General features: G+C 47.4%; 16 protein-coding genes. 15 read left to right on the forward strand and 1 reads right to left on the reverse strand.

Translation table 11 applies throughout. The features are described from left to right. The first annotated feature begins 189 nt into the window (after positions 1-189). From A6049_RS25905 to pssA, 8 genes are all read left to right on the forward strand, one after another. The gene (locus tag A6049_RS25905) at positions 190-1,365 is read left to right on the forward strand and encodes a GNAT family N-acetyltransferase (protein ID WP_063567404.1); all 1,176 of its coding nucleotides are present in this window, start codon (positions 190-192) and stop codon (positions 1,363-1,365) included. A gap of 472 nt (positions 1,366-1,837) precedes the next feature. Next, positions 1,838-2,299 carry a CtsR family transcriptional regulator gene (locus A6049_RS25910; protein ID WP_063567405.1) on the forward strand — a complete coding sequence of 154 codons (462 nt, stop codon included), beginning with the start codon at positions 1,838-1,840 and terminating at the stop codon, positions 2,297-2,299. A gap of 30 nt (positions 2,300-2,329) precedes the next feature. After that, on the forward strand, positions 2,330-2,854 hold the full coding sequence (gene mcsA / locus A6049_RS25915) for a protein-arginine kinase activator protein McsA (protein WP_063567406.1): 525 nt from the start codon (positions 2,330-2,332) through the stop codon (positions 2,852-2,854). 28 nt (positions 2,855-2,882) lie between these two features. Next, positions 2,883-3,953 carry a protein-arginine kinase McsB gene (gene mcsB / locus A6049_RS25920; RefSeq protein ID WP_063567407.1) on the forward strand — a complete coding sequence of 357 codons (1,071 nt, stop codon included), beginning with the start codon at positions 2,883-2,885 and terminating at the stop codon, positions 3,951-3,953. Between the two features lie 187 nt (positions 3,954-4,140). Continuing rightward, positions 4,141-6,603: an ATP-dependent protease ATP-binding subunit ClpC gene (gene clpC, locus A6049_RS25925; RefSeq protein WP_063567408.1), complete on the forward strand. Its 2,463-nt coding sequence runs from the start codon at positions 4,141-4,143 to the stop codon at positions 6,601-6,603. A gap of 294 nt (positions 6,604-6,897) precedes the next feature. Next, positions 6,898-8,265 (forward strand): DNA repair protein RadA, encoded by a 1,368-nt coding sequence (gene radA, locus A6049_RS25930; RefSeq protein ID WP_063567409.1) that lies wholly within the window; start codon positions 6,898-6,900, stop codon positions 8,263-8,265. A 13-nt stretch (positions 8,266-8,278) separates the two neighbouring features. Beyond that, complete coding sequence (disA, locus tag A6049_RS25935; protein ID WP_063567410.1) at positions 8,279-9,355, forward strand: DNA integrity scanning diadenylate cyclase DisA; 1,077 nt, start codon at positions 8,279-8,281, stop codon at positions 9,353-9,355. Between the two features lie 43 nt (positions 9,356-9,398). Continuing rightward, a complete protein-coding gene (gene pssA / locus A6049_RS25940; protein WP_063567411.1) occupies positions 9,399-10,130 on the forward strand; it encodes a CDP-diacylglycerol--serine O-phosphatidyltransferase in 732 nt (243 codons plus the stop codon). A 122-nt stretch (positions 10,131-10,252) separates the two neighbouring features. On the opposite strand, the gene A6049_RS25945 is transcribed toward pssA, so the two are convergent. Further along, positions 10,253-10,648: a nucleoside triphosphate pyrophosphohydrolase family protein gene (locus A6049_RS25945; RefSeq protein WP_024633611.1), complete on the reverse strand. Its 396-nt coding sequence runs from the start codon at positions 10,646-10,648 to the stop codon at positions 10,253-10,255. Between the two features lie 174 nt (positions 10,649-10,822). On the opposite strand from A6049_RS25945, the gene A6049_RS25950 reads away from it, so the two are divergent. The 7 genes from A6049_RS25950 (at position 10,823) to A6049_RS25980 (ending at position 17,882) form a co-directional block, all read left to right on the forward strand. Beyond that, a complete protein-coding gene (locus tag A6049_RS25950) occupies positions 10,823-11,908 on the forward strand; it encodes a PIN/TRAM domain-containing protein (protein ID WP_063567412.1) in 1,086 nt (361 codons plus the stop codon). A 102-nt stretch (positions 11,909-12,010) separates the two neighbouring features. After that, on the forward strand, positions 12,011-12,703 hold the full coding sequence (ispD, locus tag A6049_RS25955; RefSeq protein ID WP_063567413.1) for a 2-C-methyl-D-erythritol 4-phosphate cytidylyltransferase: 693 nt from the start codon (positions 12,011-12,013) through the stop codon (positions 12,701-12,703). Next, complete coding sequence (gene ispF / locus A6049_RS25960) at positions 12,700-13,176, forward strand: 2-C-methyl-D-erythritol 2,4-cyclodiphosphate synthase (RefSeq protein ID WP_053779226.1); 477 nt, start codon at positions 12,700-12,702, stop codon at positions 13,174-13,176. Before ispD ends, ispF begins: the two co-directional genes overlap by 4 nt. A 33-nt stretch (positions 13,177-13,209) precedes the next feature. Beyond that, the gene (gene gltX / locus A6049_RS25965) at positions 13,210-14,673 is read left to right on the forward strand and encodes a glutamate--tRNA ligase (protein WP_063567414.1); all 1,464 of its coding nucleotides are present in this window, start codon (positions 13,210-13,212) and stop codon (positions 14,671-14,673) included. Between the two features lie 592 nt (positions 14,674-15,265). Next, positions 15,266-15,931, forward strand: coding sequence for a serine O-acetyltransferase (gene cysE / locus A6049_RS25970; RefSeq protein ID WP_063567438.1), 666 nt, complete (start codon positions 15,266-15,268; stop codon positions 15,929-15,931). Between the two features lie 29 nt (positions 15,932-15,960). Beyond that, the gene (gene cysS, locus A6049_RS25975; RefSeq protein WP_063567415.1) at positions 15,961-17,361 is read left to right on the forward strand and encodes a cysteine--tRNA ligase; all 1,401 of its coding nucleotides are present in this window, start codon (positions 15,961-15,963) and stop codon (positions 17,359-17,361) included. Next, positions 17,358-17,882, forward strand: coding sequence for a Mini-ribonuclease 3 (locus A6049_RS25980; RefSeq protein ID WP_079697651.1), 525 nt, complete (start codon positions 17,358-17,360; stop codon positions 17,880-17,882). The genes cysS and A6049_RS25980 overlap by 4 nt, the downstream gene beginning before the upstream one ends. The last annotated feature ends 34 nt before the right edge of the window (positions 17,883-17,916 follow it).

Raw genomic sequence — 17,916 nt, forward strand, 5'->3', positions numbered from 1 at the left:
GCCGATGTTATTCGGTGGTGGTTTTTATTTGTGTTTTTTAATATAGATCGTTATCCCCGAGAGATGCCCGCGCATCTCTTGTTTGACTTTGTCCCGTTCCTCTGACACACTCATAAATGGATACATACATCACGTATCAGGCCATGATTTGAAAGATATCATAACTTAGAGAACGGGGTGCAGGACGACATGGAAATTCAGAAATTAACCGTAGATGATTTTGAGCCAGCTATGGCACTCTCCGAGTATGCTTTTCAAGTGGTAATGAGTGAAGAGCAAACGGAGAAGAGACGGAGTCAATTTGATTCACAGGATATATGGGGTGTATTTGAGGAAGGACAATTGGGTGCCAAACTTCATATTATTCCTTTTCAAACCTATATTCATGGGAGATCGTTCGAGATGGGCGGTATTGCGGGAGTAGCGACATGGCCAGAATATAGACGTAAAGGCTGGGTAGCTGGGCTGTTGAAGCATGCGCTGGAGGAAATGAACCGTAACAAACAAAGTATATCGTTTTTGCATCCGTTTTCTTTTGCATTTTATCGGAGATATGGATGGGAGACGTATGTTGAGTTTAAACGATATAAAGTGCCTACAGCTCATCTGCCTGCGAAAAAGGCAACCCCTGGAACAATTCGCCGTGGCGATCCGGGACTCAGTATATTAAAGGAAGTATACAGTGCGTACGCTGAACGCTATAACGGAACCTTGATTCGGGATGATGCGAGATGGGAGAATTCAGTTCTATCTAATGGCGCCAGCCAGAAGGCTGTATATTATGATGAAGCTGGTAAAGCACAAGGCTATGTTTTATATGAGGTTAAGGAAAGAAAGTTTACCATTAAAGAGATCATTTATCTGAATGAAGAGACAAGACAAGGTTTGTGGACCTTTATTGCCAACCATGATTCTATGATTGAGGAAGTCACTTTACAGGCACCAGCCAGTGATATGCTTGCTTTTCAATTAGATAATCCGCGGATTCAGCAGGAAATTGTACCTTTCTTCATGGCACGTATTGTGAGTGTAGAACAATTTATTTCACAGTATCCTTTTGCGAGCCCAGACTCACCAGTACAGATTAATCTCCAGGTAGAGGATGCCCATGCACCATGGAATGAAGGGGTATGGCAGTTGAATGTGGCGATGAATGGTACAGCTTCGATATGGAAAACATCTGAGTCGGCACCTAAGGATCAGACTGTTAAAGTAGACATACAGGCGCTCACCGCAATGCTGATGGGGTATCGTAGGCCCGCAGAGATGGCTCAAATAGGTAGAATTGAAGGACCGAATGGAGCGATTAAGGCTTTGGAGCAAGCGATTCCTGAACGGGAAACGTATTTACTTGATTTTTTCTGATCCTCATAGAGTAACGAGTATTTTAGGATCAATTTCATAGACTTAACTTGTATAGCATTACGATGCTAGTGTGAGACAAATGGACTTCTCCAGCTATTTTGGAGAGGTTTTTTTGTGTCAGCCGAATATTTCGTGTAAAATCGTAAAAAATGAATAGTGCTCCCTCTTGGCAAAACCACAAAATATGCTATAATGTATATAAAGTCAAAGAAAGTCAAAGTCAACTAAAGGTTAAATACTTACGTAACTTTCTTTCTGCAATCCGGTGGTGGGAGCCATATTGAAGGTAGTACACATCAGCGGATAAAAGCAATATTAAAGGACCTTCGAGCGTCCTTCGCTCTCCTGTTAAAGACCGTTGAAGATCAGTTTCGCTGTTTCCTTGATTGGTTAAATGGGTTGAGAAGGTGTACTCTGTAGGGGCGTGTGGGTCCTTATTGACTTAACGTTTCAGACAGTGGAGGATGAGTGGATGCGTAATATCTCTGATATTATCGAACAATATCTGAAGAGTATTTTGCATGAAAGTCCCGAAGGATTGGTCGAAATTCAACGTAATGATCTGGCTGATCAATTTTCATGTGTGCCTTCCCAGATCAATTATGTCATCAGCACCCGATTTACACTCGAAAAAGGTTATCTTGTAGAGAGTAAACGTGGCGGCGGCGGTTATGTTCGCATACAGCGGATTGAATTGCCGGCTCACTCGGCTCTGCATAACCATTTGCACCATAGTATTGGAGATGAGATCGGGCAGACAGCTGCCGAAGGTCTGATCTACCAACTGGAAGAAGCACGTTTCTTGAGCAAAAGGGAAGCCGGGTTGATGCGGGCAGCTGTATCGAGAGAGATTATATTGGTCAAACTTCCTTACCGGGATCAAATTCGTGCCAGAATGTTAAAGGCGATGTTAATATCTTTGCTCGGTAAATGAAAACTATCGGGATCAAGGGGGTACATCATTGTGCTGTGCCAAGAATGCAACAACCGTCCGGCAACACTCCATTTCACGAAGATCGTGAACGGAGAGAAGACGGAATTCCATATTTGTGAGTCATGTGCTCGTGAAAAAGGGGAAATGATTCCCGGAACATCCAACGGATTTTCCATTCATAACTTATTGTCCGGGTTGCTTGATTTTGAACCCTCAGGCAAGAATGGCAGTGCGGGAGCAACACCCGCGCAATCCCTTCGTTGTGAAGAATGCGGCATGACCTATTCACAGTTTAGTAAAATCGGCCGTTTTGGCTGTAGTTCTTGTTATAAATATTTTGACAGTCGTTTGGACCCACTATTCAAACGGGTTCACGGTAGCACTTCCCACGTGGGTAAAGTGCCTGCACGGGCTGGTGGTCGCATCAAGGTCAAAAGACAGATTGCTGATCTGAAACGGGATCTTCAGGAGAGCATAACGCAAGAGGAGTTTGAAGAAGCCGCTCAAATTCGTGATCAGATCAGGGAACTTGAAAAAGAAATAGCTCAGGAGTAAAGTTTGTGATGAGTAGGAGGGATGCGTAATGCCTAATCTGCGTTTTACAGAGAAGGCGCTCAGCGACTGGATGCGTAGTGATGCGGCTGATTCCGAAATCGTCATTAGCAGCCGAGTCCGGATCGCACGCAACCTGCAGCATTATCCGTTTCCGATGCTGGCTTCCAATGAGCAATCGGAAGAAGTGCTGAATAAGCTGAGCGAAGTACTTCAATATGATGACGTTCATGCCTTTGGAGATTTTCATACCCTAGATCTGATTGATATTGATGACCTTGACAAACGGGTGCTGGTGGAGAAGCATTTAATCAGTCCCAGTCTTGCGAACGAATCCAGAAATGGTGCTGTTATTCTCAGTGAGGATGAATCTGTCAGTATTATGATTAATGAAGAGGATCATCTTCGTATCCAGTGCCTCTATCCGGGGTTCCAGGTGAAAGAAGCCTGGGAGAAAGCTTCCGCCATAGATGATGCTTTTGAAGCGCATGTGGATTACGCTTTTGATGACCGCAGAGGATATTTAACCAGCTGTCCTACGAATGTAGGTACAGGTGTAAGAGCATCTGTCATGATGCATCTACCCGCTCTGGTGATGACACAGCAGATTGGCCGCATTCTAAGTGCAGTCTCCCAAGTCGGACTGACTGTACGGGGAATTTACGGTGAAGGCAGTGAGGCGATGGGTAACCTGTTCCAGATCTCGAACCAGATCACACTGGGGCAGACGGAACAAGAAGTCATCGATAACCTGCATAGTGTTGTGTTACAGATGATTGGGCATGAGCGTACCGCCAGAGAACGGTTAATTACGGACTCCAGATTGCGGATTACCGACAGGGTTATGCGTTCTTACGGCATTTTGTCCCATGCAGCCATCGTCGATTCGAAGGAAGCTGCACAGCGTCTGTCTGATGTTCGACTTGGTGTTGATCTCGGATTGTTGGACGGCTTGTCCATTACCGTGATGAACGAGTTGAATGTGATGACGCAGCCGGGCTTTTTGCAGAAAACATTTGGGGAAGACATGCGGACAGATGAGCGTGACATATATCGGGCTCAGTTGATCCGTGATACGATCAGTGCAGCCAATCAATCCTAGGTTGTTCAAGAGTTGTTTATAAAGGTTTCACGCCGCAGATGCGGCTTTTATATAATAGAGCATTTCTATAAATGAATGCTGAATGATTTTATTCGCAGCACGGCTGCAAACAAAAATGATATGAAGAATACGGTGGGATCCTTTCAACAGCCCCCGTTTTATCCAAAACCATGGAGGTGCAGGAGATATGATGTTTGGAAGATTTACGGAACGGGCCCAAAAGGTGCTCGCATTGGCGCAGGAAGAAGCTGTCCGTCTTGGTCATAATAACATCGGTACAGAGCACATTTTGCTCGGCCTCATTCGTGAAGGCGAAGGCATCGCAGCCAAAGCGCTGATCGGCCTGGGACTCGGATTGGAAAAAATTCAAGATGAAGTAGAGACGCTAATTGGCCGTGGCCAAGAGCAACCTACGAACATTGCATATACGCCTCGTGCGAAAAAAGTGATTGAATTGTCTATGGATGAAGCTCGCAAATTGGGCCATACCTATGTAGGCACAGAGCATATCCTGCTTGGATTGATTCGTGAAGGCGAAGGGGTTGCAGCACGTGTGCTGAACAACCTGGGTATTAGTTTGAACAAGGCACGTCAACAAGTGCTGCAACTGCTTGGCAGCAGTGAAGCTGTATCCAGTCATAATGGTACGCCTTCCAATGTCAGCACACCAACACTGGACAGTCTGGCACGTGATCTTACGGCGTATGCCAAGGAGAACAACCTGGACCCAGTGATTGGACGTAGTAAAGAAATCGAACGTGTTATCCAGGTGCTGAGCCGTCGTACCAAGAACAACCCAGTACTGATCGGTGAGCCAGGTGTAGGTAAAACAGCTATCGCTGAAGGACTTGCACAAAAAATCATCGCCAACGAAATTCCAGAGACTTTGCGTGACAAACGTGTCATGACATTGGATATGGGTTCAGTTGTTGCAGGTACAAAATATCGCGGTGAATTCGAAGATCGTCTGAAAAAAATTATGGATGAAATTCGTCAAGCGGGTAACATTGTCTTGTTCATCGACGAATTGCATACCCTGATTGGTGCAGGCGGAGCGGAAGGTGCAATTGATGCTTCGAACATTTTGAAACCGGCTTTGGCCCGTGGAGAATTGCAGTGCATCGGTGCTACAACGTTGGATGAATATCGCAAATATATCGAGAAGGATGCTGCGCTAGAGCGTCGTTTCCAACCGATTACGGTCGATCAGCCTTCTCCAGAAGAAGCGGTTCAAATTTTGCATGGTTTACGTGATCGTTACGAAGCGCATCACCGGGTAAAAATTACGGATGAAGCGATTGTGCAGGCGGTTAAACTGTCTGATCGGTACATTACAGACCGTTTCCTGCCGGACAAAGCGATTGACCTGATTGATGAGGCGGGTTCCAAAGTAAGACTGAACTCTTACACGATCCCACCTAACCTCAAACAACTGGAGAGCCGTCTCGAGGATATCCGGAAGGAAAAAGACGCAGCGGTTCAAAGCCAGGAGTTCGAAAAGGCAGCAGCTCTGCGTGACACGGAACAAAAAATCCGTGAAGAGCTGGATGTAACGAAGAACCAATGGAAAGAAAAACAAGGTCGCACGGATTCCGAGGTAACTCCTGAGGATATCGCACAAGTAGTAGCCAGCTGGACTGGTATTCCGGTGAATCAGCTGAAAGAAGAAGAGACACAACGCTTGATGAATCTGGAATCAATTCTGCATGAACGTGTCATTGGTCAGGATGAGGCTGTGAAGTCCGTCAGTCGTGCAGTTCGTCGTGCTCGTGCTGGATTGAAAGATCCGAAACGTCCAATGGGTTCATTTATCTTCCTTGGTCCTACAGGGGTAGGTAAAACCGAGCTGGCTCGTGCTCTTGCAGAAGCCATGTTCGGGGATGAAAATGCAGTCATCCGGATTGATATGTCCGAGTATGGCGAGAAGCATTCCACTTCAAGACTCGTCGGAGCTCCTCCGGGATATGTGGGATATGAAGAAGGTGGACAGCTGACAGAGAAAGTTCGTCGCAAACCTTACTCTGTCGTCCTGCTCGATGAAATCGAGAAAGCACATCCTGAAGTATTCAACATCTTGCTGCAAGTGCTTGAGGATGGTCGTCTGACCGACTCCAAAGGTCGCGTCGTAGACTTCCGGAATACGTTGATTATTTTGACATCCAATGTGGGTGCAGAAGCGATCAAACGCAACTCTACACTGGGCTTTACGGCAGTAGTGGATGCAGGTGCGGATTACGATAACATGAAGGGTAAAGTGATGGATGAGCTGAAGAAAAGCTTCCGTCCTGAGTTCCTTAACCGGATTGATGAAATTATCGTGTTCCATTCTCTTGAAGAAAAACACATTGCTGAGATTGTTACACTGATGAGTGAAGAGCTTCGTAAACGTCTGAATGAATACGAGGTCGACTTCGAGCTCACAGACAATGCCAAGGCTTTCCTTGCCAAAGCAGGCTTCGATCCAGCCTATGGTGCTCGTCCGCTTCGTCGGGCGATCCAGAAGCATATTGAAGACAAATTGTCGGAAGAATTGCTCACGGGTAATGTGACTAAAGGTGATTCGTTGCTCATCGATGAAGAGAATGGAGCATTGTCTGTAACTAAAAAAGACGTTGTTGTTCCTTCCACTGAGGAAATCGAAACGAAATAAGTAACACTCAACTAGTGACATAACTACTGAGTCTGATGTATAAAACAAAAATCCTTCCTGGCTTTAGTCGGGAAGGATTTTTTTGTGTTTTTGTGCCAGTCAGAGACCCAGAGCTGTTGTTTATCAGAAAATAAACTTTGAAGCGCTACGAACATGTGTAAAGTTTGCGATAATCCTTTACGAAAAATCTCAAACAATGGTAAACTTTTATTAACCCTGCACGTCAGGGAATTAAGGCAAAATTCGTCGAAAAATGCAAAATGCTGTTATAAAATAAATCCTAGGAGTGCTGAAGTGGCCAAAGTTAAAACCAAGTTTCAGTGTACGGAATGCGGCTATGAAGCCCCCAAATGGTACGGCAAATGTCCGGGTTGTCAGTCTTGGAATTCAATGGTGGAAGAAACCGAAACGGTGGTCAAAACACAAGGGAGAAATTCCCCTCTCTTTGAGAGTAAAGATAAGCCACTTCCCATCATAGATATAGATAGCGGTCAGGAACCGCGTGTACAGACTGGAATTGAAGAACTGAACCGGGTTTTGGGCGGCGGAATTGTTCCAGGATCTCTCGTTCTGGTGGGCGGAGACCCCGGAATCGGAAAATCAACATTGATGTTGCAAACATCTCATGCTTTGACTCACTCAGGTTTGCGTGTGTTATATGTCTCAGGTGAGGAATCAGTTAAGCAAACGAAATTGCGGGCTGACCGTCTGGGTGCGCTGTCTCCTGAGTTATATGTACTATGTGAGACCAATATGGAGCGGGTAGAGGAAGCGGTAGAGCAGATCCAGCCGCATTTTCTAGTCATCGACTCTATTCAGACCGTATATCTGCCAGAAGTCACCAGTGCACCCGGCAGTGTAGCTCAGGTAAGGGAATGTACCTCACGGTTCATGCGAATCGCCAAAGGGCGAGGCATTGCAACCGTACTTGTGGGGCATGTTACGAAAGAAGGCGCCATTGCAGGTCCACGTATGTTGGAACATATGGTGGACTGTGTTCTTTATTTTGAAGGAGAACGGCATCATACGTATCGCCTTTTACGTGCGGTAAAGAACCGTTTTGGTTCGACCAATGAGATCGGCATTTTTGAAATGGGCGAAGATGGACTTCGTGAAGTAGGCAACCCTTCTGAGCTCTTTTTGTCAGAACGTCCTCTGGGTGTGGCTGGTTCTACCGTAGTTGCCAGCATGGAGGGCACACGTCCTCTGCTTGTGGAATTGCAGGCATTGATTTCAACCACACATTTCCCTTCTCCGCGGCGTATGGCAACAGGGGTAGATCTCCATCGATTAAACCTGATTATTGCGGTACTGGAGAAACGGATGGGCATGTTCTTGCAAACGCAGGATGCTTATCTGAACGTAGCTGGTGGTGTGAGATTAGATGAGCCGGCAGTAGATTTGGCGGTTGCTGTAAGTATCGCATCCAGCTTGAGAGATGTACCGACCAAGCCAGATGACGTCATCTTTGGGGAAATCGGTTTAACGGGTGAAGTTCGGGCCGTTTCAAGGGCTGAACAACGTGTGAAAGAAGCTCAGAAATTGGGCTTTAAGCGTGTCATTTTACCAGAAAAAAGCTTAAAGGGCTGGAAACATCCTCGCGGGATACAACTGATCGGTGTGAATACCGTGGCAGATGCACTAGCGGTTGCTTTAGATTAGGGGGCATAACAAGATGAAAGATTCGAGCCAACTGGATAATATGAACGAATTGTTAAGGCTGATTGCACCAGGTACACCTTTCCGCGAAGGTCTGGAGAACGTGCTGCGCGCCAAGACGGGTGCACTGCTGGTTGTAGGATACAGCCCTGAAGTAATGGAAGTGGTGGATGGAGGATTCTCGATTAACTGTGATTTCTCCCCGAACTATTTGTATGAACTCGCCAAGATGGACGGTGCCATTATCCTTAGCGAGGATTTAAAACGTATTCTATACGCCAATACTCAACTTATTCCTGACTCATCCATCTCTTCATCTGAGACGGGGATCCGTCACCGGACGGCTGAGCGTGTCGCGAAACAAACAGGCAAATTAGTCGTATCTATATCGCAGCGGCGGAATATTATCACCTTATACCAAGGAACACTACGGTATTCCCTCAAGGAAATCGGGGTTATTTTGACCAAGGCGAATCAAGCGATTCAAACCTTGGAGAAATACAAGGCTGTATTGACACAGTCCCTTACGAATCTGAGCGCCGCCGAGTTCGAGGAACTTGTAACGATTCCTGAGGTAGTCAATGTCATTCAGCGTACGGAAATGGTTATGCGCATCAAAACGGAAATCAAGCGTTACATTCATGAACTCGGCAACGAGGGACGTTTGATCTCCATGCAGATGGAGGAGCTCGTCGGTACAACAGAAGAGGAAGCCTGGTTGCTGTATAAGGACTATGCCCGTGATGACAGTGATGACAAGATTCGTGAGATTATCGTTGGTCTGAAAAGACTGTCGGACGATGAATTGCTGGATGCACATCATATCGTACGTCTTCTGGGATACCCTTCGTCAGCGGCTACGTCTGAAGATTCGGTTGCACCTCGCGGATATCGGGTATTAAATAAGATACCACGCCTGCCGAATGTCATTATCCATAACTTGGTGGATCAATTCGAACAATTGCCTCATGTCATTATGGCTACAATTGAAGAGCTGGACGAAGTGGACGGGATTGGAGAGGTACGGGCCCGAACCATTAAGGAAGGTCTCAAGCGTTTGCAGGAGCAGATGTTTATTGACAGACAAATGTAAGGGTTTGCCTATAACGGCTTGAAAATAATGAGGTGAAACAACGATGTTAACCAGATTCATTCCGAATCTCTTTACCTTGGGTAATCTGTTTCTTGGAATGATGGCAATCCTGCTTGCAATTGATGGGAAGTATAGTTTGGCTGCGATTTTGGTCATTATTGCGATGTTGCTGGATGGCCTGGATGGCCGTGTGGCACGTGCACTTAATGCCCAGAGTGAGTTTGGTAAAGAGCTGGATTCTTTGTCTGACATGGTTTCATTCGGTGCAGCTCCAGCCTTGATTATATTCATGGTCTCGTTTCAGGATGCAACTCCGGTTCTCGCCTGGATCGCAACCGCAAGCTTTCCAATCTGTGGGGCTATCCGGTTAGCCCGGTTTAACGTTCGCCCCGGTATCCCCGGGTACTTCACAGGTTTGCCGATCCCAGCGGCTGGAGGGGTACTAGCAACACTATCCTTGTTTAATAAGGATATCGGTCCCGTGAGTATGATGATTGCGACCTTGCTGTTATCGTATCTGATGGTAAGTTCGCTGAAATATCCCAATTTCAAAAAGGTTGGTCTACCGCGTAAAGCGATCTGGATTGCACCTTGGGTCATCGTCTTCGCGGTAGTGGTGGCTGTTATGTTTCCAGAACAATTGTCCAAATTGATCTTTATTCCACTTGTGTTATACGCTCTATATGGGATGAAGCATAATATGCGGACGGCAGCCTCGCGGAACCGAGCCAAAAAGCGTAAAGAAGAGAAGTCTTCCCGTCCTTCCGATCGCTAGGCATTCCATCATTTCGGGAAATAAAAAGAAAGCACGTACGCTCCTCAACAGGAGAATACGTGCTTATTTTTGTTTTTAAAATCTATACGTTAACTTAATCATTACAACGAAATACGTATTGTTTACGACAAATTGAACATCCCTAACGTCGAACATTTCTGTGACTCGTGATTTACGACCTCTTCCATGTTGATGTCCAGCAGATTGCAGAGAGCCGACATATAAAACAGGTTCCGCCCTAGTTCAGAGCTGATCACCTCTTTACAATTCTCGCACAATTCACCTTCCACATGCGTTTCCAGCAGGCCTTTTGATTGAGCAATGTCGCTCTCTGGGGCATATTTCTGCTTGGTGGCGTGCAGCTCAATGCAGCCGCATTCGGTAATGGCCTTGGACACGGCACGGTTGACAGAGGCGCCGGCTTGTCCTGTTTTGGACAGTACATCAATCAGGCTGCGATGACGCAGCAACAGCTCGGAAACTTGATCCTGAAAAGCCTGTAAACTTAGCGTACTCATTTTGCTACTCACCTCGGGATATGAATTGAATTCATTATATGCCAATAATTTACCTTCTTTCAACTGACGATTGCAACATTTCCAAAAAGTTCTTCAAAAGCGGGATTAGCAATCTGAGAATTGGATCATACTGGATATAAAGATGAAGTTATATTGAAGGAGGTGCAGGGACTTATGTGGAAAAAAGGCATTTTAACTTTTACAGGATTGTGCGGTGCATGGTTCGGCTACACGGCATATCATCTGGCAGGAAAATCCGTCCCTTGGATGGCTGAATGGATTCAATCAGCAGGATTATTGGGGGCTGGGGTATCAACCCTACTAGGTGCTGTATTGTTTATGTCCGTGTGTAACATTGGTGGAACATTAATGGCAACCAGACTACATAATAGTATTGATTCGTTGGCCAAAGTACCGATGAATGAATTGGCTGCGGGTGCGGCGGGTACAGTTGCAGGACTGCTGGTGGCCTTGCTGTTATATCCTTGTGTAGCATGGCTGGGGACGGCCGGAGAAGTGCTGCAAGTGGCACTGACGGTCGTAAGTAGCTATATAGGCTATATGCTTGCAATGGCGAAGAAAGACGATCTGGCGGCCTTCTGGATGTCAGGACGCTGGGGTCATCCTGAGGTGGATGAGGAAAGACGGCTAGAAGAGCACAAAATTTTGGATACCAGTGTAATTATCGATGGTCGCATCGCGGATATATGCAAAACCGGATTTATCGAGGGCACGATTGTAATCCCGGAATTCGTTCTGGAGGAATTGCAGCACATTGCAGATTCATCGGACTTGCTCAAACGGAACAGAGGACGGCGTGGGCTTGATATTCTGAATAAAATTCAGAAGGAATTGGACGTTAAAGTGCTCATCTACGAAGGTGATTTCGAGGAGATTTCGGAAGTGGACAGCAAGTTGGTCAAGCTCGCCAAGGTGCTTCAGGGTAAAGTTGTCACCAACGACTTCAACCTGAATAAGGTCTGTGAACTGCAAGGAGTATCCGTGCTAAACATCAATGACCTCGCCAATGCCGTTAAGCCGGTGGTATTGCCAGGTGAGGAGATTATGGTACAGATTATCAAGGATGGTAAGGAACACGGTCAAGGTGTAGCCTATCTGGATGATGGCACCATGATCGTGGTGGAAGGCGGACGCGAGTATATCGGCATGATGATGGAAGTGCTGGTGACCAGTGTGCTGCAGACGTCAGCGGGACGAATGATTTTTGCCAAGCCGAAACTGTTGGAAAAAGCCCAATAAAGCGGTATGATGGGTAGTGTATCGTTTAACGATATTTAATATCGATAGTAGATATTTTGTATCTTACGACGATAAACTGACAGACAAGGCAGGGATTGCGGCATGGATAAAGGGTGGGGTGTTGTCATTGTGGCGGCAGGTCGGGGGACCCGGATGGGAACAACCGAGAGTAAGCAGTTTCTGCTGCTGCAGGACAAGCCCGTTTTCATACATACGCTTGAAGTGTTTACGGCTATGGACGAGGTCAGCGAAATGGTGCTGGTCACGGGAGCTGCCGATGTTGAACGCTGCCAGGATTGGGTAAAAGAATACCGACTGGAATCACGTGTCCGTGTCATCCCCGGAGGGAAAGAGAGACAGCATTCGGTCCACGAAGGCCTTAAGGCACTAGGGACAGACTGGGTCCTCGTTCACGACGGGGTACGTCCTTTTATAAACCGTGAGCAGATTATGGGGTGTATGAAGGCCGCTATGTCGGGTGGAGCAGCTGTACTGGCCGTTCCAGTGAAGGATACGATCAAACAAGTAAATGCGGATGGAATCGTTACGGCGACGCCGGACCGCAGCAGTCTGTGGAGCATTCAAACCCCGCAGGCTTTTCGTCTTTCTTCCCTGCTGATTGCGTACGAATCGGCGGACCGGGACGGATTTCTAGGAACGGATGACGCAATGCTGGCTGAACGCCAGGGAATGTCGGTCAAGGTTGTGGAAGGCAGTTATAAGAACATCAAATTAACGACGCCGGAAGATTTGGAATACGCCGCGTTTTTGCTCAAGGGAGAGAAGAAGCGATGATACGTGTAGGACAGGGATTCGATGTACATCAACTGGTAGAGGGACGCCCATGCATTATTGGCGGGGTAACGATCCCTTATGAAAAAGGACTGCTGGGTCACTCGGACGCAGACGTGCTGCTGCATGCCATCAGTGATGCCATTCTTGGTGCGCTTGCACTTGGGGATATTGGCAAACACTTCCCGGATACGGATCCGGAGTTCAAAGATGCTGATAGCCTGAAACTGCTGGAGCATGTCTGGCAGTTGGTGAAGGATCGTGGATACCGTCTGGGGAACATTGATTCAACCATTATTGCACAGAAACCGAAGATGGCACCTTATGTTCCGCAGATGGCCGAAGTTATTGCCAAGGCACTTGAAGCGGATGTAACTCAGGTGAATGTCAAAGCGACAACAACAGAGCAACTCGGATTCCCCGGACGGGGAGAGGGTATAGCTGCCCAATCGGTTGTTTGCCTTGTTCGCGTGTGATATTATCAACCAATTAGAGACGGAGGGGATATTATGAGCACCGAAGTTCGCGTGCGCTACGCGCCGAGTCCAACGGGACACCTGCATATCGGGAACGCCCGTACGGCGCTGTTTAACTATTTGTATGCCAAACATAATAACGGCAAATTCATTATTCGTATTGAGGATACGGACGTGAAACGCAACATTGCCGGTGGTGAGGAAAGCCAGCTGAAATACCTGAAATGGCTCGGAATCGAGTGGGACGAAAGTATTGATGTCGGCGGCGAGTACGGACCATACCGTCAGACGGAACGTTTGGACATCTATCGTAAATATACGCAGGAGCTGCTGGATAAAGGTCTGGCTTACCGCTGCTATTGCACGGAAGAAGAGCTGGAGCAAGAACGTGAGGAACAGACAGCACGTGGAGAAACTCCGCGTTATTCGGGTAAACACCGTGATCTGACACCGGAGCAACAGAGCGCATTTGAAGCGGAAGGCCGTGTGGCGAGTATTCGTTTCCGTGTACCGGAAGAACGCATCTATACGTTTGATGACATGGTCAAAGGAACAATCTCATTCAACAGCAAGGAATCCGGCGACTTCGTTATTGTGAAAAAAGACGGCATTCCTACGTACAACTATGCAGTTGCTGTCGATGATCATTTGATGAAAATCTCCCACGTCCTGCGTGGGGAAGATCACATCTCTAACACACCGCGTCAACTGATGATTTATGAAGCGCTTGGCTGGGAGCCGCCGCAATTCGGTCATATGACGTTGATCGTGAATGAAAACCACAAAAAGCTGAGTAAACGTGACGAATCCGTTATTCAGTTTATTGAACAATATGATCAGCTCGGCTATCTGCCTGAGGCGATGTTTAACTTCATCTCCCTGCTTGGCTGGTCGCCTGAAGGAGAAGAAGAGATCTTCTCGCAGGAGCAGTTAATCTCCATTTTTGATACGAAGCGTCTGTCCAAGAGCCCGGCGGTATTTGATACACACAAGCTGGCTCACTTGAACAACCACTACATCAAAAATGCTGAACCAGATCGCATTGCCGAAATGGCGATTCCACATCTGCAAAAAGCGGGACGTATTGCCGCTGAGCTCTCACCTGAACAAAAAGAATGGGCATATACGCTTGTTCATCTCTACCAAGAGCAAATGAATTCTGCCTCCGATATCGTGGAGTTGTCGGAAGTGTTCTTCCGTTCCCACCTGGAGCTGGAAAGTGAAGGGGCTGCTGTACTGGCTGAGGAGCAGGTACCAACCGTTCTGAAGGCATTTGCTGATAAAGTACAGGCTAGCGACGAATTTACACCAAGCAAGATGGCTGCGCTGATCAAAGAAGTTCAGAAAGAGACCGGATTTAAGGGTAAACAGCTGTTTATGCCGATCCGTGTAGCTCTGACAGGACAGACTCATGGACGCGATCTGAACCAAACAATTGTACTGCTTGGCCGCGATACGGTCATTGATCGATTGCATGCTCAGGTAAAAGGCGCTTAAGTAACGCCCTTGTTTAGTCTACTTTGACTTAAGGATGGAACTTCGTTCCCACCGATATGAAGGAAGATTGTTGTCAGTCCATAACCTTTTCGCTATAATAGCAACACAAAGGTTAAATGGTATGATTTTATCATTCATCATAAAAACAGCAAAGACCGGGAGAAGTAGGCTGAACCGGACAGATTCAGAGAGGATGGTCCCGCAGTAAAGAACAAGATTCTTTGCTGAGGTGGCTGTGAGCCATCCGCTGTCCGTCAGTCGAAATGCACCCGTGAGCTGCATAGCCGAATCCGGCCCCGCCTCTCGTTATGTAGGAGAGAGGAAAACGTCAGGATAGGTTGTGACGGTTGGTTCCCGTTACGGAACTGTTGAGGGTTCATTCTTGTGCAAGGATATGAGGCAGCTATAACAGGTAGCCTAGTTCTTGTATGTTAAGGCATGAACCGAGCAGAGTGGGACCGCGATAAACGCCTCTGCAGCTTAATAGCTGCAGGGGCGTTTTCTATTTAGGTCGAGTCAGAAGAACACTACCATGAGGGCCGCGCCATCCGGAAAGCCGGAGGACGAAGACCTGAACAAGAGGGGAACGAGCATGTTCAAGAAGATCAGATCAGATATCCAGGCGGTGTTTGAAAACGATCCGGCGGCCCGGGGATGGTTTGAGGTTGTATTTACCTACTCGGGGCTGCATGCGATATGGGCGCACCGGGTGGCACACTTTTTATACAAGCGGAGATGGTTTTCTTTCGCGCGGTTCATTTCACAGGTCAGCCGCTTTATGACAGGCATCGAAATCCATCCAGGCGCTACGATTGGCAATCGGTTGTTTATTGACCATGGCATGGGCGTGGTGATTGGGGAAACGTGTGAAATTGGCGACGATGTTGTCATCTATCAGGGGGTCACACTTGGCGGAACGGGTAAAGAAAAAGGGAAGAGACATCCGACAATTGGCAATAATGTGGTTATCTCATCCGGAGCGAAGGTGCTAGGTTCCTTCAGCGTGGGGGATCAATGTAATATTGGTGCGAACTCGGTTGTGCTGAAGGAAGTCCCTTCGAATAGCACCGTTGTAGGCATACCGGGCAGAATCGTGAAGCAGGATGGCCGCCGGGTGGACCGCCTGAATCAGCAGCTTCCAGATCCGGTCATCGATTCCCTGCGCACTATGCAGCAAGAAATCGAACGATTACGTGAAGAAGTGCGTACTTTGCAGAGTACACGTGAAAGTGAGTTTTCCCGTGGTACAATAGAATAATGATGGAAACGGATGAAAGGAAAGTGACTATGACGCTTCAAATTTACAATACGATGAGTCGTACCAAAGAGAATTTTGTTCCTCAAGAGCCGGGGAAAGTGAAAATGTATGTGTGCGGGCCGACGGTATATGATTACATTCATATCGGGAATGCACGTCCAGTTATCTTTTTCGACACAGTTCGCGGATATTTGGAACAGACCGGACATGAGGTGAACTATGTCGTAAACTTCACGGATGTCGATGATAAGCTCATTCGTAAAGCTGAGCAGCTTGGCACGGATGTTCCTCATGTCGCAGAGAAGTTTATTGCAGCGTACTACGAGGATCTCGAAGGGCTGGGTATTCCGAAGGCAAGCAGTAATCCAAGAGTGACCGAAAACATGCCGCTTATTATTGATTTTATCCGTGAGCTGGTTGAAAAGGACTTCGCCTATGAAAATGGGGGTGACGTATATTATCGCACAGGCAAATTTGCGGAGTACGGCAAACTATCGAAGCAAAACCTTCAGGAATTACAGTTTGGAATTCGTATTGGTGTAGATGAGCGCAAAGAGCATCCAGAAGACTTTGTCCTCTGGAAAGCTGCGAAGCCGGGTGAGATTTTCTGGTCCAGTCCATGGGGCGATGGTCGTCCGGGCTGGCATATCGAGTGCTCTGCCATGGCACGGGAATACCTGGGGGATACGTTGGATATTCACGGCGGAGGACAGGATTTGCAGTTCCCGCACCATGAGTGCGAATGCGCTCAATCCGAGGTGTTGACTGGTAAACCACTGGCAAACTACTGGATGCATAACGGATTCATCCGTATTGATAACGAAAAAATGTCGAAATCACTCGGCAACGGTGTGCTTGTCAAAGACCTTCGCAATCAATATAAACGCGAAGCCATTCGTTATTTCATGTTGTCTACTCACTATCGCAATCCGTTGAACTTCACGGAAGATACGATGGAACAGGCACAGAATAGTGTGGACCGGATCGCAAATGCCGTAGGTAACCTTAATCATCGCTTGCAGGCTGTGAGCGTGGATCAGGCTGTGTCAGCTGAGTTTGCAGCGAGACTGGAGCAGATTCGTCAGCAGTATCATGAGAAAATGCAGGACGACTTCAATACGCCTGATGCGATTACGGCAATGTTTGAGTGGGCTGGGGAAGCTAACCAACTGTTGCAGCAAGATGTGGTAAACGCTGCGGACATTCGCGCTCTGCTGGAATTGTTCAATGAGTTGAATGCAGTGCTTCGTATCTATACCGAGGCTGAACCGGAGCTTTTGGACGAAGAAATCGAACGTCTAATTGTAGAACGTAACGAAGCACGCAAAACCAAAAACTGGGCGCGGGCTGATGAAATTCGGGATGAACTGTCTGCGCAGGGCATCTTGCTTGAGGATACGGCTCAAGGAATGAGATGGCGGCGCAAATGAGCGAGGAACAACTGAAAAAGTTGTCAGAATCCGTCGAGCATACCGAGCAACGAGATGAACAGCAGACAGATGAACAGTCTCTGAGCGTTGACCAGGGAGGATGGTTTCCTTATCCCCCCTCCCGGCCTGCACGGTTGATTCCTCCCATCGCTCTCGCCTACATTGGTGATGCGGTATATGAGGTAGCAGTACGGCAGTATCTGTTATCCAAAGCCAACATGCGTCCTAACCATCTGCACCGTAGTGCGACCGGTTTGGTATCGGCGAAGGCACAAAGCCGTATTCTCACAGGTATTGAGGCTGAGCTGACCGAGGAAGAGCGTGACATTGTCAGACAAGGTCGTAATGCCAAGTCTGGCAGTATTCCCAAAAACGCAGACGTTTTGGAGTATAGACATGCCACGGCTCTGGAGTGTCTGATCGGTTACCTGTATAGCAGTGGTCGGCATGATCGCATGATTGAACTGATTCGCCGAGGCATCGAGCATGCGGAACAACATTCGCAATCACCGACAAAATAATATAAATTACAACAAAGCCGCTTCTGTAGGGTGC

Source organism: Paenibacillus sp. O199 (genome assembly GCF_001636635.1).
Classification (GTDB): domain Bacteria; phylum Bacillota; class Bacilli; order Paenibacillales; family Paenibacillaceae; genus Paenibacillus; species Paenibacillus marchantiae.

What these genes read in the sequence shown, in the direction of transcription:
- cysS (WP_063567415.1), top strand. Translation starts at nt 15,961, where the DNA reads ATGACGCTTCAAATTTACAATACGATGAGTCGTACCAAAGAGAATTTT.
- clpC (WP_063567408.1), top strand. Translation starts at nt 4,141, where the DNA reads ATGATGTTTGGAAGATTTACGGAACGGGCCCAAAAGGTGCTCGCATTG.
- disA (WP_063567410.1), top strand. Translation starts at nt 8,279, where the DNA reads ATGAAAGATTCGAGCCAACTGGATAATATGAACGAATTGTTAAGGCTG.
- ispD (WP_063567413.1), top strand. Translation starts at nt 12,011, where the DNA reads ATGGATAAAGGGTGGGGTGTTGTCATTGTGGCGGCAGGTCGGGGGACC.
- pssA (WP_063567411.1), top strand. Translation starts at nt 9,399, where the DNA reads ATGTTAACCAGATTCATTCCGAATCTCTTTACCTTGGGTAATCTGTTT.
- gltX (WP_063567414.1), top strand. Translation starts at nt 13,210, where the DNA reads ATGAGCACCGAAGTTCGCGTGCGCTACGCGCCGAGTCCAACGGGACAC.
- A6049_RS25980 (WP_079697651.1), top strand. Translation starts at nt 17,358, where the DNA reads ATGAGCGAGGAACAACTGAAAAAGTTGTCAGAATCCGTCGAGCATACC.
- A6049_RS25910 (WP_063567405.1), top strand. Translation starts at nt 1,838, where the DNA reads ATGCGTAATATCTCTGATATTATCGAACAATATCTGAAGAGTATTTTG.
- A6049_RS25945 (WP_024633611.1), bottom strand. Translation starts at nt 10,648, where the DNA reads ATGAGTACGCTAAGTTTACAGGCTTTTCAGGATCAAGTTTCCGAGCTG.
- cysE (WP_063567438.1), top strand. Translation starts at nt 15,266, where the DNA reads ATGTTCAAGAAGATCAGATCAGATATCCAGGCGGTGTTTGAAAACGAT.
- ispF (WP_053779226.1), top strand. Translation starts at nt 12,700, where the DNA reads ATGATACGTGTAGGACAGGGATTCGATGTACATCAACTGGTAGAGGGA.
- A6049_RS25950 (WP_063567412.1), top strand. Translation starts at nt 10,823, where the DNA reads ATGTGGAAAAAAGGCATTTTAACTTTTACAGGATTGTGCGGTGCATGG.
- A6049_RS25905 (WP_063567404.1), top strand. Translation starts at nt 190, where the DNA reads ATGGAAATTCAGAAATTAACCGTAGATGATTTTGAGCCAGCTATGGCA.
- mcsB (WP_063567407.1), top strand. Translation starts at nt 2,883, where the DNA reads ATGCCTAATCTGCGTTTTACAGAGAAGGCGCTCAGCGACTGGATGCGT.